Annotated in this window: 27 protein-coding genes; 6 read left to right on the top strand and 21 right to left on the bottom strand. The window is 59.8% G+C overall.

The genetic code is table 11. From position 1 onward, the window contains the following. Nucleotides 1-26: 26 nt before the first annotated feature. The 8 genes from dagF to ACJ8J4_RS21455 are packed head-to-tail and all read right to left on the bottom strand — an operon-like array spanning nt 27 to nt 5,559. The gene (gene dagF, locus ACJ8J4_RS21490) at nt 27-767 is read right to left on the bottom strand and encodes a 2-dehydro-3-deoxy-phosphogluconate aldolase (protein ID WP_025304381.1); all 741 of its coding nucleotides are present in this window, start codon (nt 765-767) and stop codon (nt 27-29) included. Continuing rightward, nucleotides 764-1,882 carry a DgaE family pyridoxal phosphate-dependent ammonia lyase gene (locus ACJ8J4_RS21485; protein WP_043141950.1) on the bottom strand — a complete coding sequence of 373 codons (1,119 nt, stop codon included), beginning with the start codon at nt 1,880-1,882 and terminating at the stop codon, nt 764-766. Before ACJ8J4_RS21485 ends, dagF begins: the two co-directional genes overlap by 4 nt. Then, nucleotides 1,866-3,005 carry an amidohydrolase/deacetylase family metallohydrolase gene (locus ACJ8J4_RS21480; RefSeq protein WP_043141948.1) on the bottom strand — a complete coding sequence of 380 codons (1,140 nt, stop codon included), beginning with the start codon at nt 3,003-3,005 and terminating at the stop codon, nt 1,866-1,868. Before ACJ8J4_RS21480 ends, ACJ8J4_RS21485 begins: the two co-directional genes overlap by 17 nt. Nucleotides 3,006-3,065: 60 nt before the next feature. Continuing rightward, nucleotides 3,066-3,716, bottom strand: a complete 651-nt coding sequence (locus tag ACJ8J4_RS21475) for a DUF4310 family protein (RefSeq protein WP_004937013.1) — start codon at nt 3,714-3,716, stop codon at nt 3,066-3,068. 11 nt (nt 3,717-3,727) lie between these two features. Beyond that, entirely contained in the window at nt 3,728-4,504 is a 777-nt protein-coding gene (locus ACJ8J4_RS21470; RefSeq protein ID WP_004937006.1) for a DUF4311 domain-containing protein, read from the bottom strand. A gap of 30 nt (nt 4,505-4,534) precedes the next feature. Further along, a complete protein-coding gene (locus ACJ8J4_RS21465; protein ID WP_004937003.1) occupies nt 4,535-4,831 on the bottom strand; it encodes a DUF4312 family protein in 297 nt (98 codons plus the stop codon). After that, nucleotides 4,831-5,196, bottom strand: a complete 366-nt coding sequence (locus ACJ8J4_RS21460) for a glycine-rich SFCGS family protein (protein WP_004937000.1) — start codon at nt 5,194-5,196, stop codon at nt 4,831-4,833. Before ACJ8J4_RS21460 ends, ACJ8J4_RS21465 begins: the two co-directional genes overlap by 1 nt. 36 nt (nt 5,197-5,232) lie before the next feature. After that, nucleotides 5,233-5,559 (bottom strand): glycine dehydrogenase, encoded by a 327-nt coding sequence (locus ACJ8J4_RS21455; RefSeq protein ID WP_373275471.1) that lies wholly within the window; start codon nt 5,557-5,559, stop codon nt 5,233-5,235. 444 nt (nt 5,560-6,003) lie between these two features. Here ACJ8J4_RS21455 and rnk point away from each other — a divergent pair, with 444 nt between their 5' ends. Then, on the top strand, nt 6,004-6,414 hold the full coding sequence (rnk, locus tag ACJ8J4_RS21450) for a nucleoside diphosphate kinase regulator (RefSeq protein WP_004936993.1): 411 nt from the start codon (nt 6,004-6,006) through the stop codon (nt 6,412-6,414). A gap of 37 nt (nt 6,415-6,451) precedes the next feature. Here the strand turns inward: rnk and ACJ8J4_RS21445 are convergent, their stop codons facing one another. Genes ACJ8J4_RS21445 through ACJ8J4_RS21435 form a run of 3 tightly spaced genes read right to left on the bottom strand, consistent with a single transcriptional unit; the run spans nt 6,452 to nt 9,565 of the window. Beyond that, nucleotides 6,452-7,240 carry a sulfite exporter TauE/SafE family protein gene (locus ACJ8J4_RS21445; RefSeq protein WP_043141945.1) on the bottom strand — a complete coding sequence of 263 codons (789 nt, stop codon included), beginning with the start codon at nt 7,238-7,240 and terminating at the stop codon, nt 6,452-6,454. Continuing rightward, complete coding sequence (locus ACJ8J4_RS21440) at nt 7,233-8,114, bottom strand: formyltransferase family protein (RefSeq protein ID WP_043141942.1); 882 nt, start codon at nt 8,112-8,114, stop codon at nt 7,233-7,235. Before ACJ8J4_RS21440 ends, ACJ8J4_RS21445 begins: the two co-directional genes overlap by 8 nt. Continuing rightward, nucleotides 8,111-9,565 carry an FAD/NAD(P)-binding protein gene (locus ACJ8J4_RS21435; protein ID WP_025304387.1) on the bottom strand — a complete coding sequence of 485 codons (1,455 nt, stop codon included), beginning with the start codon at nt 9,563-9,565 and terminating at the stop codon, nt 8,111-8,113. Before ACJ8J4_RS21435 ends, ACJ8J4_RS21440 begins: the two co-directional genes overlap by 4 nt. Before the next feature lie 283 nt (nt 9,566-9,848). On the opposite strand from ACJ8J4_RS21435, the gene ACJ8J4_RS21430 reads away from it, so the two are divergent. After that, nucleotides 9,849-10,631 carry an AraC family transcriptional regulator gene (locus ACJ8J4_RS21430; protein ID WP_025304388.1) on the top strand — a complete coding sequence of 261 codons (783 nt, stop codon included), beginning with the start codon at nt 9,849-9,851 and terminating at the stop codon, nt 10,629-10,631. A gap of 4 nt (nt 10,632-10,635) precedes the next feature. Here ACJ8J4_RS21430 and cybC read toward each other — a convergent pair whose 3' ends face one another. After that, nucleotides 10,636-11,022, bottom strand: coding sequence for a cytochrome b562 (gene cybC, locus ACJ8J4_RS21425; protein ID WP_016930224.1), 387 nt, complete (start codon nt 11,020-11,022; stop codon nt 10,636-10,638). A 138-nt stretch (nt 11,023-11,160) separates the two neighbouring features. Then, on the bottom strand, nt 11,161-12,501 hold the full coding sequence (pmbA, locus tag ACJ8J4_RS21420; RefSeq protein ID WP_025304390.1) for a metalloprotease PmbA: 1,341 nt from the start codon (nt 12,499-12,501) through the stop codon (nt 11,161-11,163). Nucleotides 12,502-12,680: 179 nt separating this feature from the next. On the opposite strand from pmbA, the gene yjgA reads away from it, so the two are divergent. After that, nucleotides 12,681-13,229: a ribosome biogenesis factor YjgA gene (gene yjgA, locus ACJ8J4_RS21415; RefSeq protein ID WP_004936968.1), complete on the top strand. Its 549-nt coding sequence runs from the start codon at nt 12,681-12,683 to the stop codon at nt 13,227-13,229. A 30-nt stretch (nt 13,230-13,259) separates the two neighbouring features. On the opposite strand, the gene ACJ8J4_RS21410 is transcribed toward yjgA, so the two are convergent. From ACJ8J4_RS21410 to aaeX, 5 genes are all read right to left on the bottom strand, one after another. Further along, nucleotides 13,260-13,559, bottom strand: coding sequence for a barstar family protein (locus ACJ8J4_RS21410; protein ID WP_004936963.1), 300 nt, complete (start codon nt 13,557-13,559; stop codon nt 13,260-13,262). Nucleotides 13,560-13,564: 5 nt separating this feature from the next. Then, nucleotides 13,565-14,032 (bottom strand): ribonuclease, encoded by a 468-nt coding sequence (locus tag ACJ8J4_RS21405; RefSeq protein ID WP_025304391.1) that lies wholly within the window; start codon nt 14,030-14,032, stop codon nt 13,565-13,567. A gap of 280 nt (nt 14,033-14,312) precedes the next feature. Beyond that, nucleotides 14,313-16,280 (bottom strand): p-hydroxybenzoic acid efflux pump subunit AaeB, encoded by a 1,968-nt coding sequence (gene aaeB / locus ACJ8J4_RS21400; RefSeq protein WP_025304392.1) that lies wholly within the window; start codon nt 16,278-16,280, stop codon nt 14,313-14,315. Further along, on the bottom strand, nt 16,280-17,215 hold the full coding sequence (aaeA, locus tag ACJ8J4_RS21395) for a p-hydroxybenzoic acid efflux pump subunit AaeA (RefSeq protein WP_033644462.1): 936 nt from the start codon (nt 17,213-17,215) through the stop codon (nt 16,280-16,282). Before aaeA ends, aaeB begins: the two co-directional genes overlap by 1 nt. A gap of 7 nt (nt 17,216-17,222) precedes the next feature. After that, nucleotides 17,223-17,426, bottom strand: coding sequence for a p-hydroxybenzoic acid efflux pump operon protein AaeX (gene aaeX, locus ACJ8J4_RS21390; RefSeq protein ID WP_004936952.1), 204 nt, complete (start codon nt 17,424-17,426; stop codon nt 17,223-17,225). A gap of 314 nt (nt 17,427-17,740) precedes the next feature. Between aaeX and aaeR the strand changes: the two genes are divergently transcribed. Beyond that, the gene (gene aaeR, locus ACJ8J4_RS21385; protein ID WP_025304394.1) at nt 17,741-18,652 is read left to right on the top strand and encodes an HTH-type transcriptional activator AaeR; all 912 of its coding nucleotides are present in this window, start codon (nt 17,741-17,743) and stop codon (nt 18,650-18,652) included. Here the strand turns inward: aaeR and ACJ8J4_RS21380 are convergent. Together ACJ8J4_RS21380 and ACJ8J4_RS21375 are read right to left on the bottom strand one after the other, a co-directional pair. After that, nucleotides 18,643-18,987: a hypothetical protein gene (locus tag ACJ8J4_RS21380; RefSeq protein ID WP_060448023.1), complete on the bottom strand. Its 345-nt coding sequence runs from the start codon at nt 18,985-18,987 to the stop codon at nt 18,643-18,645. The genes aaeR and ACJ8J4_RS21380 overlap by 10 nt on opposite strands. Next, on the bottom strand, nt 18,984-19,259 hold the full coding sequence (locus ACJ8J4_RS21375) for a zinc ribbon domain-containing protein (protein WP_025304396.1): 276 nt from the start codon (nt 19,257-19,259) through the stop codon (nt 18,984-18,986). The genes ACJ8J4_RS21380 and ACJ8J4_RS21375 overlap by 4 nt, the downstream gene beginning before the upstream one ends. 207 nt (nt 19,260-19,466) lie before the next feature. Here ACJ8J4_RS21375 and uriH point away from each other — a divergent pair, with 207 nt between their 5' ends. After that, on the top strand, nt 19,467-20,408 hold the full coding sequence (gene uriH, locus ACJ8J4_RS21370; RefSeq protein ID WP_060448022.1) for a uridine-preferring nucleoside hydrolase UriH: 942 nt from the start codon (nt 19,467-19,469) through the stop codon (nt 20,406-20,408). A gap of 693 nt (nt 20,409-21,101) precedes the next feature. Next, complete coding sequence (locus ACJ8J4_RS21365; RefSeq protein WP_060448021.1) at nt 21,102-22,784, top strand: PglL family O-oligosaccharyltransferase; 1,683 nt, start codon at nt 21,102-21,104, stop codon at nt 22,782-22,784. A gap of 60 nt (nt 22,785-22,844) precedes the next feature. Here the strand turns inward: ACJ8J4_RS21365 and ACJ8J4_RS21360 are convergent, their stop codons facing one another. Further along, nucleotides 22,845-23,609, bottom strand: a complete 765-nt coding sequence (locus tag ACJ8J4_RS21360; protein ID WP_197836071.1) for a CDP-diacylglycerol diphosphatase — start codon at nt 23,607-23,609, stop codon at nt 22,845-22,847. Nucleotides 23,610-23,613: the final 4 nt, after the last annotated feature.

Raw genomic sequence — 23,613 nt, 5'->3', positions numbered from 1 at the left:
AGCGTTTACCTCATCCCATTGTGCGTTCAGCCCACCAGCTTTTTGGTCATCGCCAGCAGGGTTTTCACGTCCTGCGGACGCGTGTCGCCGCTGGCGGCGTCGATGATCGAGCTGTAGATATGCGGGATCACGCGTTTCACGCCGGCCGCCAGCGCGATCTCGACGATCGGCTCAAAGTTCTCCAGATCGATGCCGCCGGTCGGCTCCAGCATAAAGTCATGCTCGGCGCAGGCCTTGGCGACGTACTGGTATTCGTCCTTGCACTTCAGGCCGCCCATCGGGAAATACTTGATGGAGCTGCCGCCCATGTCCTTCAGCAAGGCGATGGCGGTTTCCACCGGCACGATGCCGTCCGGCGCCGCGGCGCTCAATGGGCCGGTAGAAATCTTCACCCAACCGACGCGGCCGGTCGGCGACACCAGGCCGTTGACCACGCTGTCGTTCTGGCCCAGCAGCGCGCGGCTAGCGCCGACGCCGGTAAACACCTGGTTAACGTGCTGCGGCTGCACCTGCTGAGCGATCAGGCTGACCATCGCCGACTGCTTCGGATCGCCGGCGCCCAGGCCGACCGACAGCGCGTTTTCGATCAGGCGCGCATAGCGCAGCATGTCGGTCACCGCGCTGTCGACGTCCGGGTAGTTCTTGGAGAGCACGCCCACCAGCACATGGCCTTCCGCCGCGGCGTAGATGTCCTGCGCGTTGGCTTTGGAGCCGGCGAGCACGTTCAGGCAGACGCGGTCGCGATAGTAGTTAGGCTGCAGCTTCATGCTTGTTTCTCCGTAAACAGGTTTTTGATACAGCTAAAGACGGTCATCAGCTGTTGCTCGTCGACGCTGCGCACGTCGACCTCAATCTTGCCCTCGTTGGCCTTATAGCCGCGGAAGTAGATGGCGATATCGCCGGTTTTCAACGCCTGGACGATGTCATAGGTCGAACGCCCCAGCACCGCTTCGTCAAAGGCGATCTCGGCGCGGGCGATATCGCGGCCGGCGCTGTCCCAGACGGTCTTGGCGCTGACGCCGGTCAGGGTGTTGAGGCTGTTGAGGAATGGCGTCATCCGCTCCACCATCTGTTGCCCGGTGGTTTTCTCAAGCGTCAGATAGCTTTCAATCGCCTGCGTCAGGCCGAGGATGCCCTCTTTACCGACCTTCATCGCCCGGCCGATGCCGCCGGATTGCAACTTCACCCACTCGACGTACTGTTTCTTGCCGACAACCAGACCGCTGGTCGGCCCCTCGATGGCTTTGGCGCCGCTGTAGATCACCAGATCGGCCCCCATCTGGTAGTAACACATCAGATCTTCTTCCGCCGCGGCGTCGACGATCAGCGGCAGGTTATGCTTGCGCGCCACCACCGCCGCCTGTTCGACGGACAAAATGCTTTTCTGCACGCAGTGGTGCGATTTGACGTACAGGATCGCCGCAGTCTGCGGCGTGATGCAGGCTTCAATCTGCTCCGGCGAACATTCGTTGGCGTACCCCGCCTCCACCACCTTGCCGCCGCCCAGCGCCACCATGGTGTCCACCGGCGCGCCGAAGTTGACGTTGTGACCGCGCGGCAGCACGATCTCGCGCGGCACGGTCACCGGCGCCGAATGCAGGTTCACCAGCAGATTGGCGTTATCTTTAACGATCACCGCCGCCACCGACTGGGCGATGCCCGCCGAGGCGCAGGAGACGATCACCGCATCCTCCACGTTGAGCAGATCGGCGATATAGGCGCCGGTCTTGTTGACCAGATCCTTGATTTCGAAATAGTGGTTCAGGCCGTAATCAACGGCGTCGATCACGTCCTGGCGCGGCGTAGAAACGCCGAGAATGGTCATGCGGCCGGAGGTGTTGATCACCTGCTTCAAACCGTATTTTTCATAAATCGAAGACATGGCTTGCCTCCCCTTGTTCGGTTAATAGGATTTCCCCGGCCACCACGGCGGCCAGCGGCACCAACAGCCGTTCGCCCTCGGCGGTTTGCCCTTCGGCGTCGGCGAACACCTGCGGTTCGCGGCGCAGTTCAAACAGCGTGAAATCGGCGTCATAGCCCGGCTCCAGCCGCCCTTTGCCGCTCAGCTGCAGCGCCGACGCGGCGTTCTCCGTCACGCAGGCGATCACCTGCGGCAGCGTCAGGCCGACGCTGAAGAATTTGGACATCACCGTCGCCAGGCTGTGCACCGGTCCGTTCATGCGGTTGCGGCAGTAAATATCGGAGCTGATGGTGTGCGGCAAAATGCCCAATTTGATCGCCTGGCGCGCCACCTCGAAGCTGAAGCTGGCGGTGCCGTGCCCTACGTCGAGCAATACGCCGCGCCGCAGCGCGCGCTGGATAGACTCGCGCAGCGTGCCCGCCGGCGTCAGAATGCGGTTCGGTTTGCCGTTGTAGCAGTGGGTGATGATGTCGCCGCGGGTCAGCAGATCGGCGATCTCATCCAGATCCGGCGGGTTATTGCCGATATGCACCATCAGCGGCAGCTGGCGGTTTTCCTGCTGGATCTCTTTGGCCAACACCAGCGGGCGAGTGCCGTTCTTGCCCACCACGCTGCTGCTCATGCGCGCCTTGATGCCGATGACAAAGCCGGGGTGGTTGGCGATGGCCTGGCCGGCCTCGCGCTTGTCGATGTCCGTCATCTCCGCCAGCTCGTTCTGCCGCAGCAGGCCGATGCGCGAGATATTGAGGAAGGCGAAAACGTTGGTTTTGGCGCTGCGCGTCAGCTGATAAAAGGCGTCGATATCGTCGGCGCCGGTGCTACCGGCATCGACCACGCTGGTGACGCCGCTGGCGACGCCGACCCGATCCGGCTCGTCATGGTAAATCGGCGATTCGGGATAGCAATGCACGTGCGCGTCGATCCAACCGGCGCTCAGGCGGCAGTTGCCCGCCAAATCCAGCTGGCGAACGGCGCTGACGTCCGCCGCCAACCGCCCCACCGAGACTATTTTGCCGTCTTTCACCGCCAGATCGATCAGCGTGTCGTCCGCCAGTCTGGCGCCTCTGATTACTAAGTCATACATACCGCATTGCTCCTGTTAGCCCGGGTGCCGCCGTATCGGGCGGCGCCTGGCGCAGGCCTCTTAAGAAATGGCTACCGGGAAGATCGCCCCCAGGATCATCGCGCCGAGGATCGCTCCGCCGGTGATCGGTTTACCCCAGATATAGAACAGCAGCGCGCCGAGCAGCGAACCGATGCCGATCGGGATCGAGGCAGTCATCGCCGACAGGATGATCAACGGCCCGAGGAAGCGGCCCGACGAGTTGCCCGCCCCCATCATCACGTCCGCCCCGTAGGTGGAGTTGCTCTGATTGATGGTGAATTTGCGCGCCAGAATGATCACGTAACCGATCGCCAGGCCGATGATCAGGCCGGTGGCCAGCGAAGCGGCGAAGTTGGCGACCGGGAACACGATGCCGGCCCCCAAAAGCAGCGCCGGCACGCCCAGCCCGACGCCGGTCTGGATCGCGCCGCCGATGTCGAGGATGCCCACCAGTGAACCTTCGATGATGCGCGCGAACAGGAAGCTGGCGCCGAACGCCGCCACCGCGCCATACACGCCGGTATCCATCCCCGCCCGCAGCATGGAGACGAAGGCCACTTCGTTAAAGGCGCCGATGCCGTACAGGTAGTACATGTGCGTCCCGGCGAACACGCCGGAGGACAGCAGGCCAACAAAAATCGGGAATGACCAGTCGGCGTACCAGAAGCCTTTTTGGGTTTGCTCTTCCATCATCCCGCTCCTTATTTACCGCTCAGGGTGTTGTGAATGGCGTCCAGCCAGCCCGGCACGCCGAGGCTGAAGGACTCGAGAACTTTCATGTCAAAGCCGCGGAAGAAGCCGCTCAGCACGAACAGCAGCACGATCACCGCCATCATGATCTTGGTGATCTTGTTCCAGCCGCTCTCTTCCACGCCTTTGCCGATCAGAATGCCCAGCACCAGGCCCGGTACGGCGTTGCCCATGATCAGCTGCGCCAGGCCGCCGAAGATGGTGCCCCAGAAGCCGGAACGGCGCCCGGCGTCGATCGCCGCCAGCCAGAAGATCACCGGCATCACGGTATTCACCAGCAGGTTGGCCGCCGGCACCAGCACCTTGATCGCGGTGACCTGCAGCGCGGCAGGCACGGCGGAAGCGGTGGTATTGAGGAAGGCCACCACCAGCATGCCGATGATGCCGCAGGCGATGGCCATTTTTTTCGGATCGTGCAGCGTTTGCGCCAGATTGCGGTTCTTGACCATCAGGGCCGCCGCGCCCCAGTGCGGGATGATGCGGTGATCGACGTCCTGCGTGAAGGAACCCGCCGCTACGGAAGACGCCCAGGCGTTGAAGAAGAAGCCCAGACCGAATGAGAAGTGGGAAGCCGGATCGCCCTCGCAGGAGTTCAGCTCGCCCAGGGTGCGAAACGCCCCCATGCCCTGTGTTGTCGGTGCGTGGAACATGCGTGCGGCGCCGGCCCCTACGCCGACTCCCACCAGCCCACCGATAATTATCGATTTAAATAAGATGATTAAAAACATCAGTATACCCTTTCATTTATGCTAACGTTTTTATTTCGTGACGAAGACAACCTTCTCGGTATTGATAATGGTTACGTTCACGGTTATTTCCAGAGAAACGGCATAGCTCTTTCTTTCACGCGGCAAAAAGAAGAAAAGAAATTTCTCTTTAGTTATTTTCTCTTCCGCTTTCACTACGCTGACGTCCTGCGGCTCGATGCGCAGCAGAATATTGTTGGTGGACTTTAATACCGCGCCCTGCACATTAGCCAAGGCGGAAGCAAAAGCTTTCGCTTTGCTGTCGCCTTTACCCTCCACCTTTACCGATGTGGTATATTGCTCTTTCATTATGGATTGCCATGTTTTTTGACGTAGGCTTCCACCAGTTTCTGGCCCAGCTCTTCCTTATCCATAAAGCCGAAACCCAGCACGTTGCAGCCTTCGTTAATTGCCGTCACGCCCTCTTCCACCGAACGCATGCCGTATTTGGCTTTGTAGCCGTATTTGGTTTGCGCGGTAATCGCGCCGGCGCCGCCGCTGCCGCAAAAAGAGATGCCCAGCTGCGCGTTTTCCGCTTTCATGACGTCGCCCAGTTTCATATCTGCCGCCACGCCGGGGATAACCACCGCTTTTCCGCCTGCGTTTTCAACGCCCTGGCCGACTTTTTGCCCTTTGCCCAAACGATCGCCGATCACTACGGTAATTTGACCCATGGTATTTTCTCCTGATTGAAATCGATGCGTTAACCGTTATGCGTTATTATCTTTCGCCACTTCGAAGTGCACTGACAGTAAATAGGCTTCTTCGATAGGCAATGTGTCAAACTGATTCACCACGCGCTCCGCCATTTGCATGGATTCGGCAGAGATTTCGTCGAACAATGATTTATCCACCTCCGGCAACGGCTCACCGGTTATTGAACGCAGCACCATGGCGCGAATATGCGATTCCAGCATCTGTTGCTGCACCGCATTGGTATAAATATTCTCAGCATTCAGCATCGCGGTAATATCCGCCAATACCCGAGCGGCGATCGCTCCGGCTTCGCTGACATCGGATTGTTCAATTTCTTTTATCGAAGCAGATCCATCATTCACTTTTCAGTACCCCTAGATCCTACATTAATCAGTAAGCCGTAAAGCGCATCACCTGAATAACCCGCTTTCTGTGATGTCTTTACCCTACCCCCGGTAGGATTTTCTGTGTAGACCGGTTTTTTCCAGTTTGAAGTGGAAATCGAATGACGCGCGGAGATCCATTTCGCAAAACGGCACCAAGGTGAAAAAGTCAATGAGATAACAAATAGATAACCGGGCTAACCGTTTCTTTTGCCACGATTGACGATAAAAGCCTTCGTGATCGGGATCTCTTTCTTTTCTCGCCCCAACCGCCTACTATCAATAGGACAAATCGACATTACCCACACCCCCGCTCCTCTGGCGCGGGGGTGTTGCTTTGTGTTGTTTTTCCGAATTTATGGGTGCACAGACTGGCGCCCTTTGATTTGACTGGAGAGTGGAATGACCAAACCCATCATTACTATTAATGAGCTGGATGCGGAACGCCTGGATGCGCTATTGGAACAACCGGCCTTTGCCAACACCGACGTCGCCGCCGCGCTGAACGACGAGTTGGATCGCGCGGAAATCCTGCCGCCGGAGAAAATGCCGGCCAACGTGGTGACCATGAACAGCCGCGTGCGTTTTCGCGATCTGCACACCGATGAAGAGCACGTGCGTACGCTGGTTTACCCGGCATCGCTGAAAGACAGCCACGATCAGCTGTCGGTAATGGCGCCGCTGGGCGCAGCGCTGCTCGGCATGCACGTCGGCAAGCAGATCTCCTGGCAATTGCCGAACGGTGAAGAAGCGCGGATTGAAGTGCTGGAATTGCTGTACCAGCCGGAAGCGGCGGGCGAATACCACCGTTAAGCGGTTTTCAGGGCGGCATCCGGCCGCCCTTTCTGTCTCAGAGGCAGATAGCGATCAGCACGGCGATCAGCAGCAGCACGTAGATTTTGGCATGCAGCGCATCGCTCACCTTCGGCAAACAGCGCCTGGCAAACACGATCCCCGCAATCCCCGCGACCACCAGCAACCCCAGAATGTTCAGATTGACGTAACCCAGATACTGCGGCCCGCTCATCTCGTGCCACCCCAACACGATATACATCAGCGCCCCGATCACCGCCACCGGGATCGACAGCGGGTTGGCAGCGCTGACGCAATATTTCATATCGTAACCATGGCGACGCAGCAGCGGTACGGTCATCACGCTGCCGCCCACTCCCAGCAGGGTGGCGATGCCGCCGATCAGCGGCCCCCCGCCCCACAGCGTGACGGGGGACAGTTCGGCGCGCGCCGGTTTGATCAAAAAGCCCCGGCGGAACAGACAATCGGCGATGGTCACCGCCATATAGACCACAAACAGCCCGCGGATCACGCCGTCCGCCAGCAGTGAGGAGGCGAACGCGCCCAGCGCAGCGCCGATGCCGATGAAAAAGATCAGCGGCACGATGGTTTCGCGCAGCAGGTTGCCGCTGCGCCAGTTGGTCAGCGTCGCGTAACTCGCGTTGAGGATCATCACCGCCGTCGAGGTTGCCACCGCGATATGCATCGCCTGGCCGGGCTGCTCGCCCGACACAGAGATCAAGTGATAGACGAAAGGCACCACTACAAAGCCGCCGCCGAAGCCGAACAGAATGGTGGTGATGCCGGTCAGAAAACCGGCCCCCAGTACAATCAACGTTTCAATCATGGCCGTGCGCCCGCACGAAGTCGTCGAACCCGGCGCAGAACTGCCCCGCCAGCGGGTGGAAGCGATCGCCGACGAACAGCCCCAGATACTGCTCGCGCACGGCGTCATGGTCCACCAGCTCAATGCCCGCCTGTTCTGCCTGCGCCAGCGTCTGCGCATCCGGGAAACCCCAGTAGCGCGAATCGCCCTGCTTTTCCGCCGTTATCGCTTCGCTGTGCTCCGCCCGCATCAGCTGGCGCGCCAAAAAGGTGCCGCTTTGTACGCCCAGCAACATCATGTTTTCCAGGAACGACAGATCGTGGCGCAGCTCGGCGGGCAGACGGGCGATCACCGGGCCGGCGTCCCAGTGCTCATCCATTTCATGCAGCGTTACCGCACAGTCCCTGTCACCGTTCATCATCGCGCGGAACAGCGTCATCACCCCGCGATAGCGTGGCAAATCTCCCGGATGCAGGTTCCACAGCAGCTTGCCGCGCCGGCTGAAGGCGCGCACATAGTCGGCGGAAAATTTCTGATAACAGCGTAAAGAGATCACCCCGTCCATATGGCCCAGGCTGCTGATAAACGCGGCGTCATTGATGTCGAGAACGCGATGCGCTTTGACCCCGGCGGCGGCCAGGAACAGAGCCGGCGGCTGATAGGCGCCCTCACAGGCGGCGGCGTTGCGGCCAACGAACGGGAACACGAAATCATTCAGCACCTCGCGCTCATACAGCCCCAGGCGGCGAACCGCCGGCTCCTGCGTGCGCCCGGCGCTTTTCGCCAGGGGAAAATACACCGTAAAAGTACACTCGTCCCTCAGGGCGGCGATCAGATCCTGACACACCAGCCAGGAGAAAATGTCGTTGCCGACAAAGAGCGCTACGTTTTTCATACTTCAGCCTTCTTTGCATTGAAAATAGGGTTGTTGAACACGATCTTGCTGATATCCCGCGTGATGGATTCCATCGCCGAGGTGTAAAACAGATCGCCCTTGGCGGGCGCGCCGAGCGAGTAGAGATGCTGCTCACGGCCGCGTCGGTCGGCGATTTTCAGCGTGTGCGGGTTGCACTTCACGCCGCCGAACAGGTTCTCTTGCACCAGCCCGTCTTGCAGCAGCTGATGGCTCAGGCGGTTGGGCGGCAGTTGATAAGAAGGCGTGGTGCAGTTGAACAGATACTGCGCATGCACCCGCGTCTCATGGCAACGAAGGATAAACCCGTCCGCCCCCTTACTGATATCCACCAGGCCGCCGCAGGCACGCAAGCGTTGGCTCTCAAGCGCCGCCACGATCTTGCTGGCGTTCTTTAGCGGCATGGCATGTCGATTGCGCATCCAGGAGGAGTTGTAAAAGCGCATGAAGACCTGCCGGTTGTTGGCATCCATCTTGACCCAGGCGGCGCACACCGCCGGGTGGATCGCCGCCAGATAGCTGCAGATATGCTCCCGGGCAAAACGCGCGCGATCGAGACTGTCTGCCAGATCGCGATAGCAATCGCGCCTTTCCCCCAGCGCCGAGAGCACCGTCAACCGCTCCGGCCCCGGATAGTGGCGCGCCAGCGCGGCATTGATCGCATGTACCAGCTGATGCGCGTCAATAAAATCGCGGCCGGCGACAAAGCGCCGCAGCGCCTCAACAAACGCTTCCGGCGGCGGACGCATCAGCGCCGGCTGCACGCTGGGGAACAGGCCCGAGCGCGACAGGGCACAGATGTCGGTCGCCCCCAGGCGCTCCATCAGCTCAACGATGGCGTCAATCGCCGTCAGGCTGCAGCCGATCACGCCGATGCTCGAATAAGGGTTGATCGGCGGCAGATCCTGGTGGGCCTGATAAGCGATCACGCCATCCACCGGATAGAGACATTCCGGCGGGTTGTGCCCCGAACACAGCACCAGCGCATTCATCTGTTCGGCGCTGCCACAGGTGGTGGTCAGCCGGTAGCCGGCTTCGAGCGGCGCGATGGCATTTACTTCGGCGGTCACGAAATTCAGCGCGACGTTACTGTCCGCCGCCATATAAATCGTCATGTCGCGAATAAAATCGAGATATTCCCGATACAGCCAGCGCGGCGGATAACGATCCTGGCAAAACTGCGGGAAATGCATGGCGATCCAATCAACGAAGTGCGTGTCGTCGAAAATATCCGCCGACATATTTTCCGGCGTCATATTTAATATATGGCTGTCAAAATCGCTGCTGTATGCCATTCCGCCCTTGAAGCCCTGCTTGTCGAACACCGTCAGGGAAAGCGGCCTTTTGCAATGATTAACCGACTTATTTTTTATAAAGTTATACGCAAAAGCGATCCCGGCGGCTCCGCCGCCAACCACACCGAACTTATACATGAAATATCACCTTATAGTCATTGAACTGCGCTAAGAACTATTGCTTCAGGTGTTGGAATAAAATGACGCTTTATTCCTTATTAACTTATTGTATTGCGAGAACGAAAACCTTCGTCCCACCCCGGTGTGAAAACTTGCACGGGCTTTATGGCCGATAAAATAACGGCACCGCGAACAAGCATTATTTTTCTGCCCCGATAGTAGGGCGGCGGCCGCTGGCTTGCTTTATATGAAAGGCCAACTATCATTGCGTTTCGGCCAATCTGCCCGCCAAAGGAAACACATGCGCAACGTCCGCATTGATGACATCGACCACGTAACGCGCGCGGTGATCGCCATCGGCACCGATTATCCGCCGGGACACCTGCTGCCGATGCACAGCCACCGGCGCGCGCAGTTGCTGTACGGCGCCACCGGCGTCATGCACGTTTTCACGCAGCAAGGCAATTGGGTCGTCCCGCCGCAGCACGCGGTATGGCTGCCGCCGCAGATGCCGCACGCGGTGAGGATGGTCGGCGTCACCACCCGCAGCCTGTACCTCGAACCCGGCGCGTTGCCCGCCGAACGGCCGCAGGTATGCCAGGTGGTCAGCGTCACTCCGCTGATGCGCCAGCTGTTGATGGCGGCGGTGGATATGCCACTGGAGTATGAACAAGAGGGGCGCGACGGAGCGCTGGCAACACTGCTGCTGCATGAGCTGGCCAGGCTGCAGCCCTTGCCGTTGCACATCCCGCTACCCGCCGATCCTCGGTTAGGCGAGCTGTGCCGCGCCTTTTTGCAGCACCCCGACGCCCACGACTCCGCGCAGCGGTGGGCGCCTCGTCTGTACATGAGCATTCGCACCTTCAGCCGCTTCTTTCGCGCGCAGACCGGCCTGCCGTTTTCGCAATGGCGCCAGCGCGCCTGCGTGGTACTGGCGTTGGCGCTGCTGGCCGAAGGGCGCAGCGTAACGCAGGTGGCGATGGAAATGGGATATGACAGCAGCGCGGCGTTTTCAACCATGTTTCGCCGCGTGCTCGGGCAGGCGCCCTCCTCCTATTTGACGGAAGACGGGCGCGACGGTTGACGGATTAGCGGAATTTCTTGTGGTTGGCGTCGCGGGTTTGCTTGAAGCCCTGCGCCAGCTGCTTCGCTTCGGCGACTTTGCCCTGATTGGCCAGGGCCAGCGCCTGATCGATCTGGCCGATCAGGGTATCCAACCCGCTGCGGAAATCTTTCATCTCCGGGCTGTCGGCGGCTTTGTCTTCCAGCTTCGGCGGAGTGCCCTGTTTGGCATCCTGCGCGGCGGCGCGCATGTTTTGCAGGCTCTGTGTGAGGGTAGCGGCGGAATCGGTATTCAGCACCGTTTTATAGTTTTCCGCCAGGGTGTCCATATCGTCGCCCAGATCGGCGGCGACCGCCAGCGAACTGGCTGCCAGCAGCGTCAACGCCGCCAGCGCTTTCAGGGTATTCTGCATGTTTGCTCACCTTCCAGTTATTGTTTTAATTAACCCACCGTTACCATAGGCAAGGCCGGGCAAAACCGAAACCGGAGATTTGTAAGCAAGGTTGAGACGGGATAACGCGCGACCGGCGGGCGCCGGCCGCGCAGAGGATCACTGACCGGCGATCTTCATTTCCGGCAGCAGCACCGAACCGCACTGGATATTGCTGCGGGTTTCGATATCGCTGCCGACGCTGACGATGTTGCGCAGCATGTCTTTCAGGTTGCCGGCAATGGTGATCTCGCTAACCGGGTACTGGATCTCGCCATTTTCCACCCAGAAACCGGCGGCGCCGCGCGAGTAATCGCCGGTGACGCCGCTGACGCCCTGGCCCATCAACTCGGTGACCACCAGGCCGGTGCCAAGCTGTTTCAACATGCCGGCGAAGTCCGCGCCCTGCCCGGCAATGCGCCAGTTATGGATGCCGCCGGCATGGCCGGTGCTGTGCAGGCCCAGCTTGCGCGCCGAGTAGCTGGTCATCAACCAGGTCTGCAGCACGCCGTCCTTGATGATATCGCGCCGCTGGGTGCGCACGCCCTCGCTGTCGAACGGCGTTGACGCCAGCCCTTTCAGCAGGTGCGGATGCTCCTCGACGGTCAACCATTCCGGCAGGATCTGTTTGCCGAGCGAGTCCAGCAGGAAAGTGGATTTACGGTAGACGCTGCTGCCACTGATGGCGCCCACCAGATGGCCGAAAAGCCCGGTGGCCACTTCGGAGGCGAACAGCACCGGCGCCTTCATGGTCGACAGCTTACGCGGCGCGAGACGCGCCAGCGTGCGGCGAGCGCACTCCTGCCCCACCCACTCGGGGCTGTGCAGATCGCCCATCGCACGGCCGATGGTGTAAGCGTAATCCCGCTCCATATCGCCGTCCTGCTCCGCAATGACGCAGCTGGACAGCGAGTGGCGGCTGGAACAGTAGCTTTGCAGCATGCCGTGGCTGTTGCCGAACACCTTGATGCCGTAGTGGCTGTTGAAGCTGCCGCCTTCGGTATTGGTAATGCGTTTGTCCGCCGCCAGCGAAGCCTGCTCGGCGCGCGCCGCCAGCTCGATGCCGCGCTCGGCGTCCAGCTCGGTCGGGTGGAACAGATCGAGATCCGGCGCCTCGAACGCCAGCAGATCTTTCTCCGCCGGGCCGGCGCAGGGATCTTCAGAGGTGTAGCGCGCGATGTCCAGCGCCGCCTGTACGGTGCGGGCGATGGCGTCCGGACTGAGATCGGTGGAAGAGGCGCTGCCTTTGCGTTGGCGGTGATACACGGTGATGCCCAGCGCGCCATCGCTGTTGAACTCGACGTTTTCCACCTCGCCGAAGCGGGTGCTGACGCTGATGCCGGTCGATTTGGTGACCGCCACTTCCGCCGCGTCGGAACCGGCGCGGGCCAGCTCCAGCGCCTGAGAAACGGCCTGTTCCAGCGCCTTGCGCTGTTCTGCAACTTGAGTGACTACTTTCATCAATCTGCCATAATTAATCAGAAAATCGTTGAGAAAAGTGCCGGAGCGGCGTAGTTGTGCACGCGGAGCGGCGCGCAAAAATCCTGAGATCTCTGCCGTTGAGTCTAACAGGAACCGCGTTGAATTTCGCATAAAGCCGGCAACCTGTTAGGATTAGCCTCTTTTTAACGGAGCCTACCATGAACAAACAGCCTGAAGACTGGCTCGACGATGTCCCGGAGAATGAAAACGAGGACGATGACGAGATTATCTGGGTCAGTAAAAGTGAAATTAAACGTGATGCCGAAGCGCTGAAAGACCTGGGGGCCGAAATGGTCGACCTGGGCAAAAACGCGCTGGATCGCATTCCGTTGGATGAAGATTTGCGCGCCGCCATCGAACTGGCGCAGAAGATCAAGAAAGAGGGCCGTCGCCGTCAGCTGCAGCTGATCGGCAAGATGCTGCGCGCCCGCGATATCGAGCCGATTCAGACCGCGCTCGACAAGCTGAAAAACCGCCACAACCAGCAGGTTTCGCTGTTCCATAAGCTGGAAGCGCTGCGCGACCGCCTGGTGGAAGAAGGCGATGACGTCATTCCGTCGATCCTGGATCTGTATCCAGCAGCCGATCGTCAACAGCTGCGTTCACTGGTGCGCAACGCGCAGAAAGAGAAGGCCGCCAACAAGCCGCCTAAGGCTTACCGCCAGATCTTCCAATACCTGCGCGAGCTGGCCGAAGCGGCTGACTAAGCGCCGCCGCCATCCCGGGATGAACCCGTTTCATCCCCGGTGATGCGCCGGTTCGCCGCTGCTTTCGCGGATATTGAAACGCAGGCTGCCTTCCAGCTCTTCTTCCGCTTCTTCAAACAGCAGAATAATTGCGCCGAAACGACGCTTGCTGCGGGCATTGAGGTGGGTGAACTCGATTTCCACCGGCAGACCGATATCGCCGGTCACCACGTCCCACAGCGCGTCGAGGTTGGCGCCAAACCCCTCGTCCAGCGCAAACTTGTGCGCGAAATCGCGGTAGAAGGTTGGCACGTCCTGGATCTGCTCAAAATCAAACTCTACTTTTGCCATCAAACTCACTCCACACGAATGAAGTTTTTGTAATGGTCGCGCGTGACGAAGATCAGACCGTCGCTCGAATACAACAGGCGATCGGCGCCGCGCCGGCCACACTGGTAATTGATGTCCGCTTCGCGCCAGACCCGGCCGCCGGCGCTCGGCAGTTGCCCTTCACGGTTAGAGAATCGATCGCCGCCAATCGCCTTGCCCGGCAATACTGCACAGAGGTTGCCTGAACGCGGATCCCAGCCCTGCTCGCGCGCCTGCTTCTTGGTGACGTAATAGTCCGGCAGCCGCTGATGCTGCTGCAGGTAGCTCACCACCGTTTGCTGCTGCGTGAGCCGGTCGATGCTCTGCTGCTGGCCCGCCGGTGCCGGCACCCTCGCCGGATTGCCGTCGATCGCACGGTGCTCGTTGCCGCGCAGCGCGCTGAAGACGGCGATGACCACGGCGATGACAATCGCCAACAGAATCCGCTTGTTCATGACATTCCCTGAAATTATGCCGCCGAAGGCGCCGCAGCTCCCCCAGGCTAGTTAGGTATATAGTCGACCTGGATGAAACTAAGATGACCGGCACGTCACGTTTTCGCGGCGGTAAGCGTTTCATCCATTCATGACAATGATGCCACTTTCCAGCCGTTCTGGCACTCGGAGTCTCTCTGAAAACGGGCCGCCTCTTATGAGACGGCCCGCCAGATCGGGCACTGCTTTCAGTATAGTCAGGGAAGACGCCGCACAACGCGGCGCAACAGGAGGGAACGCATCAATCGATCAAGGCGTGACGATAGCGATGCAGCATATCGGCCAGGCGTTTCACGGGCCCGGTGACGCTGAGCGGTGCCTGATTGTCCACCAGCTTCTGCTGGTACTCGTTCATCTCACCCAGCAAGCGATCGTAGTAATAGGCACGCTTGACGTCGTTCTTGGCGGAGACCACCCGATCGGCGGTGCTGCGGATCTGGCGGTGGAAGGCCGACAGCTCTTCGCTGGCCGGAATTTCCGCTCGCTGCATGCGCTGATGGGCGATGATCAGGTTCAGCGCCAGACGATACTTGGCGATGTCGTTCGGGAACATCATCAGCAGCTGATTAAGCTGCTGATACAGCGCAGGCAGGTGGTTTTGCCGACGGCGCGCCGCCTTGGTAGTCAGCGCCGACACCGCGCTGCTGACGAACTGGTTGAGCAACGTGCGGCCGGTGCGTTCGCGCGAATTATCGCGGATCAGCAGCAGCACCATCAGCCCGACGCAGCTGCCGAGGAACTGGCCCAGCGCCCCATCGAGAAACTGGGTCACGTTGAACTCCATCGGGTTGCTCAGCACCAGAATGTTGATGGTCCCCGCCAACAGCCCCAGCGAGCCGAGCCGCCGCTTCTGAACCTCGATGCCGATGAAAAACGCCAGCAGGCCGAGGCTGAGACACAGCAGCAAAATGCTCTGCTGCGTCGCCGGCAGGATCACCATGAAGAACAGGGAACCGACCGGGATCGCCGCCAGCATGCCCAGCACGAAATCCATCGCCACCATGCGCGGCGCCGGGGTGCGCATCGCCAGCGAAGTGATCACCGCGATGATCACCATAAAACCGCTGCCGGACGTCCAGCCGGTCCACAGCCACAGCAGGCTGCCGAAGGCCGTCGCCACAAAGGTGCGCAAGCCGTTGATCATCGCGTGATGTCCTTCCGCCGAGGTCGGTTTGACCACGGTTTCGTTGCTCAACACCCCCTCTTCCACCGCGCTGATGCTGCAGTTGGCGTGCACGCCTTTCGACAGCAGCAGGTAGCGCGTCGCCGCGCCGACCCAACCGGTGATGGTCGGCAGCGTTTCCTCGGAACGATGCGTGGTCAGCACCTGGCGCAACAGCTTCATGCGCTTGTGGATCTCCTGCGGGGTTTCCGCCGGGACCATCAGTTGCTCCCGCAGGCTGTCTTTCAGTGCCTCCGGGTGATTCAACAAGATCAGATAGGTTTCGCAGGCCTGGGTGATCAGCGTCAGCGACAGTGTATGCAGCGCCTTCACCCTTCGATTGACCTTCTGCCAGCGCGAGGACTCCATCATCAGGTTGTTGCGCATGCCGTCCAGGGCCGTGGTGCTCTTGACCAGATTGCTCCAGGCGCGATCGATGTCTTCTTTGTCGGCGTTGCTGATGCACATCTGCATCAGGCGGTATTGAGCCACCAGCAGCTGATCCACCGCCCGATCGATGTCCTGTTTGATCGAACGCGGCGAGAACAGCAGATCCGCCAACACGGCGCTGACGATCCCCAGCACGATCTCGCTGCAACGCTCGATGGCGAACTGCGGCGCTTCCAGCAGATGAGACTCGCTGGTAGCGACCGTCACGATGATGATCAGTGCGGTATAGCCGGCCAGCCCCCAGGCATAGGAGTTCTCCACCTTGATGAGTGAAGAAAGCCAGGTGCAAAAACCGGCCCAGATGCAGCACAGCAGCAGCATCACCACCGGCGCGCGGGCGGTGGTGATGATAATGATCAGGCCGACGAAGCAGCCGATAAAGGTGCCGATGATACGCAGCCAGCCGCGGTGGCGGATGGCGCCGGAGAAGGGTTCACCGCCGGCGGCAAAGGCCGGGCCGGCGGCGACGATGGCGGCGGTCATCGCCGACCAGCGCGGGGTTTCCAGATTGAGATGGAAGCCGACGAACAGCGCAAACACAATCGCGAAGCTGAGTTTGAAGGCGAATCTCAGCCGGATAAAGGTTGGGCTGCTCATTAGCCGAACTCACGCAGCCGGTGCATCAGGCGCACAAAAGGTGAGCCGCTGTCGGCATTGCGATCGTTTTTGCCAACGATCACCACGGTGGCAGTGGTGCCGGCCGGGTACGGATGCTGTTGATCCTTGGCGTCCAGCAGGATTTTCACCGGCACGCGCTGCGCCAGGCGTACCCACTCCAGGTTGCTGTCGATCGAGGCCAACCCTTTGTTGTTCACCGTGCTGCTGCTGTTGTTCACCGCCGCCGCCACGCTGTCGACGGTGCCGTGCATGATGCGGTTACTGCCGAGCGGAGTGATCTCCGCGCGATCGCCCTTATTCAGGCCGTTCAGCTTGGTCTCTTCCAGGTACGCCAGGATGTAGAAGGAATCTTTCTTCACCAGCGCCACCGCCACCGACCCACGGGTGATGTATTCACCGGCGTGTACGTTGAGGTTGGTGATCCAGCCATCGGCCGGGGCGCGCACAGTGGTGCGCTCCAGATCCAGCTGCGCCAGCTCGCGCGCCGCAATGGCCTTCGCCAGCTGGTGCTGCACGGTCTGCAGCGAGTTGTTCGACTGGTCAATCTCTTCCTGCGACATCGCCTGCACGCCCAACTTCACGCGGCGGCCGGCCTCACGCCGTTTCTCCGCCGCCAACGTCTGATAGTAGGCGACGTCGGCGCCGGCTTCCGCCAAGGCCTGCTCATAACGCGGCCGATCGACCACGAACAGCACCTGACCTTTCTTCACCAGTTGGTTGTCCACCACCGGCACGTCGGTCAGCAGGCCGCTGACGTCCGGCGCGATCGCCACCACGTCGGCGGTGAACTTGGCATCACGCGTCCACGGCGACTCGGTGTAGAACACCCAGGCCTTGAATACCGCGGCAATGCCCAGCAGCACAAGAATCAAAGTGATCGCGATTCGGGTTATTTTTATCGAAAAATTTTTCACAGCGACCTCAAACAAAAAGACACGAAATCAGATAAAACAAGCAGCAATACAGCGCGGTATTAAACAGCGCCGGATGCCAGACAAAATCGTAAATCCCCGTCGGCTGCAGCAGGCGGCGCAAGAGAAAAAACAGCGCCAGCGACACCAGCAGCTCGAAAAACACCGGCGGAAACGACAGTCCGAAGATGACCATAACCGGAAGCAAACTCATCACTTTTTCCTTATTGTTCACTGCGCCGGGGAAAGACACATCTCGCCATTCACATTCTCTTTACATTTTAGCGTGCGCGCGCCACAAATCTTGACCAGACAGCTTGTCCAGGTCACGAACCCGAAAAAAGGTTAAACTTTGGGGCAGACGTCCACGACAGGGATTGCGAGGGTGCCGGAGGAGCGGCAGGATTACGTCGCCGATCGCTCTCGCACGTTGGTAAGGTCTATTCACCCGACCACGTTATATTAGCCTGCTTACTATCAAGGCATCAACAATCTGTGATCTAAATCACTTTTAAGCCAGAGTGAATAATGGAAAGATTAAAACGGATGTCGGTATTCGCCAAAGTGGTTGAGTTCGGGTCGTTTACCGCGGCCGCGCGCCAACTCGGCATGAGCGTTTCATCGATCAGCCAAACCGTCTCGAAACTGGAAAATGAGCTGCAGGTCAAGCTGTTGAACCGCAGCACGCGCAGCATCGGCCTGACTGAGGCCGGCAAAATCTACTATCAGGGCTGCCGACGCATGCTGCAGGAAGTCAGCGAAGTGCATGAGCAGCTGTACGCGTTTAACAATACGCCCGCCGGTACGCTGCGCATCGGCAGCTCATCCACCATGGCGCAAAACGTGCTGGCGAACATGACCGCCGAGATGATGAAAGAGTACCCGGGTCTGACGGTCAACCTGGTGACCGGCATTCCGGCGCCGGATCTGATCACCGACGGGCTGGATCTGGTGATCCGCACCGGGGCGCTGCAGGACTCCAGCCTGTTCTCCCGCCGCCTGGGGCAGATGCCGATGGTGGTGTGCGCCGCCAAAAGCTACCTGAGCCAACACGGCACGCCGCAGAAGCCGAGCGACATGGTCAACTTCTCCTGGCTGGAGTACAGCGTGCGGCCCGACAGCGAATTCGAACTGATGTCGCCGGAAGGCATCACCACGCGCATTTCCCCGCAGGGGCGCTTCGTCACCAACGACTCCTCCACCATGATCCGTTGGCTGAAAAACGGCGCCGGCATCGCCTACGCTCCGCTGATGTGGGTGATCGAAGAGATCAAACGCGGCGAAATTGAGATCCTGTTCAAAAGCTACCATTCGGATCCGCGGCCGATCTACGCGCTCTATACCGAGAAGGACAAATTGCCGCTGAAGGTGCAGGTGTGCATCAATTATTTAACCGACTATTTCGAACGCGTCGCGGCAGTCTATCAGGGCTATCGCTGAGCCGTGCTCAAATAACGGTGCGCCAGCGCACCCAGCAGCGTCAGCGCCAACATACCGAGGCCCCACAACAGCCAGACGGCGTAGCCCGCCCAGGTCAGCAGCAGAGGAAAATAGCTCGCCAGCCCGCTGGCCAGCTGTTTCAGCCACGGTAGCCAGACGTCCAACACCGCCTGCGGCACCAGGTTCAGCGCACCGTTCACCGGCAACGATGCTTTCCCGGCTGCCTCCGCCAACGCCGGGAGCCAGGCCAGCACCCCGGCGACGCCCCAGGCCAGCAGCGTCCACAGCACCATGGCGCCCAGCAGCAGCGCGAGTGTCCAACCGCCCCGGTTCACGGCACACCGCCGCCGCACTGCGGACAAAAGCGGCTCCCCGGCGGCAGCGGCGCGGCACACTGTCCGCAGGTGGCGCTCGCCGCGGCAAACGGCTGACCGCAGCGGTGGCAATAACGGGCGCCCGATTTATTCACGGCCCGGCATTCCGGACACTGCGGCCCCGGCTCGCCATGCTGGTTATAGCGGTTGCCATGATGCCCACCGCCGTGGCTCGCACGCAGATGACCGCCGTTAATACCGCCTTGCCCCAACAACCGTTTCAGTAAGCTCATCCCGCCTCTCCTCTGTGCATTGACGCTGAACCTCACTGTAAACCCTGGAGTAAACTCCAGGGTAAAGCCCGACGAGCAGGATTTACGTTTCATTACATCGTAAAAGTGGCAAGGCTTTGATGCCGTTAACAAAAGCACCATCGGCATTATCCCACGCCACCGCGCTGCGTTATGCTGCGGAAACCTCTCCCTGCATCAGGAATAACCATGAAAAAAATCATACTGGACTGTGACCCGGGGCATGACGACGCCATCGCCCTGTTGCTGGCCTGGGGCAATCCGCAGATCGACCTACTGGCGGTCACCACCGTGGTGGGTAACCAAACGCTGGACAAAGTGACGCGCAACGCGCTGGCGGTGGCCCGCATCGCCAATATCACCGGCGTACCCTTCGCCGCCGGCTGCCCGCGCCCGCTGGTGCGCAATATCGAAGTGGCGCCCGACATTCACGGCGATTCCGGCCTCGATGGCCCGGTGCTGCCGGAACCCCACCTGCAGCTGGACTCGCGCCACGCGGTGGATCTGATCATCGAGACCGTGATGGCCCACCCGCCCGGCAGCGTGACGCTGGTGCCTACCGGCGGCCTGACCAATATCGCCATGGCGGTGCGTAAAGAGCCGCGCATTGCCGAGCGGGTCAAGGAAGTGGTGCTGATGGGCGGCGGCTACCATGTGGGCAACTGGAGCGCGGTGGCGGAGTTCAATATCAAAATCGATCCCGAAGCGGCGCACATTGTATTTAACGAAAAATGGCCGCTGACCATGGTCGGGCTGGATCTCACTCACCAAGCTTTGGCCACGCCGGCAGTCTGCGAACGCATCGCCGCCCTCGGCACCCGGCCGGCCGCCTTCGTCGGCGAACTGCTGGCATTCTTTGGCCGTATGTACCGGCAGGTGCAGGGCTTCAGTGCCCCGCCGGTGCACGATCCTTGCGCGGTGGCCTATGTGATCGATCCGAACGTCATGTCGGTGCGCAAAGCGCCGGTGGATATCGAGTTGACCGGCACCCTGACGTTGGGCATGACGGTCGCGGACTTCCGCGCGCCGCCGCCGCCGGACTGCCACACCCAGGTCGCGGTCAAACTGGATCAGGATAAATTCTGGGATCTGGTGGTGGATGCGCTGGAACGGATCGGCGACGTGGAGTAAGCGCACAAGAGACGAGACTAACGCGCTTGGGCAGGCGCGTTAGTCTGTATTCTGCCGCGGCAACGGGGAGGCTCAAGTCATAACCGCTTTTATTTCCAATACAGCAGAACAATCCCAATAATAGATAATTCCATAAAAATTTAAAAAAACAGATAAAGACAAGAAGAATCCTAATAAAAATAAAAAAATGAAAATCATATTGAATTTTAAAATCAGCAATGAGAAACGATGAAATAAATTTCCGCCGTCGCGCCGACACTGACGACATCAATTAAAAAAGCAGATACCTCTTTTATTCTTCACAGGGCCTGCCAATATAGGCCATTGCCGGGATACTCCACGATATTCACGCACGCAGGAATCACAATCAATCATTTGATTTCAATTGATAAAAACAAGAATTAGATTATGAATTGACTGAATCACAATAGATTTGAGAAAATGACGCGTCTGTTTTGCAAACAACAAACATACCTTTTGCGGGTGAAAAATACGGCTTAACCTTTCTTTGGGTACACAGCCTCGCGCATTCTCAGGGCAAACATTATTTATCGCTTCACCATAAAGACGGTTTAAATTTTCCGTGAGACATTTGCGAATTGAACATTACACGCATTTCAATATCAGGACAAAGGAAAGGGAATAATAAAAACATGCATTCAATAAACGCTATCAGGCCATGGCAGGTTAACCATGGCCGATAAATCTTCCGCTAACGCAGCGACCATCGCCGTGCTGCCCCTGCTGCTGATCTGGATGACGGTGATCCTGCCGATTTATTACCCCAATATGGGCGGCGACGGTCTGGCGCTGCCGCAAAACATTCTGGCCTGGGCCGTCATGGCGCTCACCACGCTGATAGTGACGTTCACCGTTTGCCTTGGCCGTACCCGTCTTTCGCTGACCCCCACCGCACGCCTGTTGCTGCTCGGCATCGCCGTGCTGGCGCTGCCGCTGCTGTATACTCGCTCCGAGTGGCGCGAAGACGCCCTGTGGCGCTGCGCCGGTCTGCTCGGTGGTTGGCTTTTCTATGTCGCCTGCCTGCAGCTGCGCCTAACCCCCAGGCAGCGCAACCTGTTGCTGTACGGTCTGCTGTTCGCCGTCGGCGTTCAGGCACTGCTGGCGGCTCTGCAACTGTTCGCCCCCGCGCTGGCTTGGGTATCCCCTAACGGCAGCCGGGTCTACGGCGTCTTTCAGCAACCGAACGTGCTGGGCAGCTTTATCGCCACCGGGTTGGCTTTGGCGCTCTGGCAGCTGCTGGCTCCCCTCTCTGCGCCAACGCGGCGGCGGCAAATCCCGCTGCTCGCGCTGCTGGCCGCTTTCTCAGCCCTGCTGGTGCTGATCCAGTCGCGCGCCGCCTGGTTGGGGGCCGCATTGGCGGCGCTGCTACTGCTGTGGCGCTTTGCCCGCCACCGCACGCTCGAAAGCCGCTGGGCGGGTGGCGCGCTGCTGCTGGGCGCCGCGATCGGTCTGACGGTGCTGTTCACCGGCTTTGGCCTGGATGGCCGCGCAGGTCTCATCGCACGCGAAGGCTCTAATTATTCACGTCTGACCATGCTGCAAGACACCGTCGCCATGATTTTCGCCAAACCGCTGCTGGGCTGGGGCTATGGCGGCTTTGAATACAGCTTCGCGCACTTCCGCCTGCAGACAATGCCCTGGCGAGAAGTGCTGGAAGTCGCCGGGCATCCGCACAATGAAATCCTGCTGTGGTGGGTTGAGGGCGGCCTGCCGGCGCTGGCAGGTATCGCTATCGTCATCGTCGCCGGCGCGCTGCTGCTGAAACGCGCCTGGCAACGGGATCGCGAAGCGCCGGCCGGTGCGCGCGTCGGGCTGTTTCTGGTGCTGCTGCCAATGTTGATACACACCCAACTGGAATACCCTTTCTATCTGTCTGCGCCGCATTGGCTGGCGTTTCTGCTGCTGCTGGCACTGTTGGACGGCCAAACCGGCGCCCCACGCCCGCTGCCGTTAGCCAAAGCCCTGAGTCTGCCTGTAGCAATGGCGGCGCTCGGCGTGTTAGTGATGGCGGTCTTCGCCTGGCAAGGGCGCATGGCGCTCACCCAATCGGAGCGCACGATGCTGGCCACCATCGACAGCATCGAGCAGATGCCGCCACCGGCCGCCTGGATCTATCGGGAGCGCAAAACGTTCGACGAGCAATCTCACGCGCTGCTGGTCTATAACCAAACGCGCGATGATGCCCTGTTGACCGGCTATCGGCAGTGGGCCAATGCCTATCTGCAGCGCCGCATCGACGCCAACGTCTACGCCACGCTGATCATGATCTTGCGCTATCAGGGGGATCAGGCACAAGCCGAGGCTCGCCTGCGGGAAGCCGCTTTTCTGTTTTCTCGGGATGCGCGGTTTAGGTAGGGACAACAAGGTGAGAGCGAGACCTCGTCGCTCTCACCTGTGTCATTTTATGTAGCAAAATCAACGCGGCAATATCGCGCACTCTTTATCCAGCAGCGACTCTACCGAAGCGCGGTTGCCAACGTCCCAGCCGCGCTTCGAGGCCAGCAAGATAAAACCCCGTTGGCCGGCAAACGTGGTCGGCACTAACGCCACGCCATATTCCGCCAGCTGCGGCGGCGACAGATGGAAATAACCCGCCAAATCCTTAATCGGGTAGATGCCCATCGCGGTCGGCTGCATCACGCGGCGAGCATAATAGGTGTGGCGCAACAGCTTATCCGGCAAAGGCCGCCATTGTTCCTGTATGTAGGGGCGTTCCGCCTGCAATTGACGCCGAACATCTTCGCGCAGACAGGTCAGGTGAATGTGCAATTGGTTCTGGCTGCGGCCGTAAGCGGAGTTGATCGCCATGCCCAACATATCATCCGGCACCGGCCCGCCATACTCGGCGGCCAACCGGTAACGCATCAACCATGCATAGCCAAAATAGTCCGTCCGTTCCCCGGCCAGCAGCTGCGGGCTTTCAATACCGGAGAGCGGCGCCGTCGGCACCAGGATGAAGTGATAGGGATAACGCGGGTTTTGCAGCACGCTGAAGCCCTGCGCTTTCCCCTGCGGCATATAAATCTGCTCACACGGGGCCGGATCGCGCTTTTGCTGATAGTTGGCCATGCAGAGCTTATCGACCACGTCCCACAGCGCATCGGAACGGGCGCACCCCGTCAAGGAGAGAACCCCCAGCACCAGCAGCCAACGCCGGGTAGACACACCAAAGCACGCCATCGTC

It is taken from the genome of Serratia sp. CY47280 (assembly GCF_052168655.1).
GTDB lineage: Bacteria > Pseudomonadota > Gammaproteobacteria > Enterobacterales > Enterobacteriaceae > Serratia > Serratia bockelmannii.
This window is presented reverse-complemented; position numbering and strand designations above follow the sequence as displayed.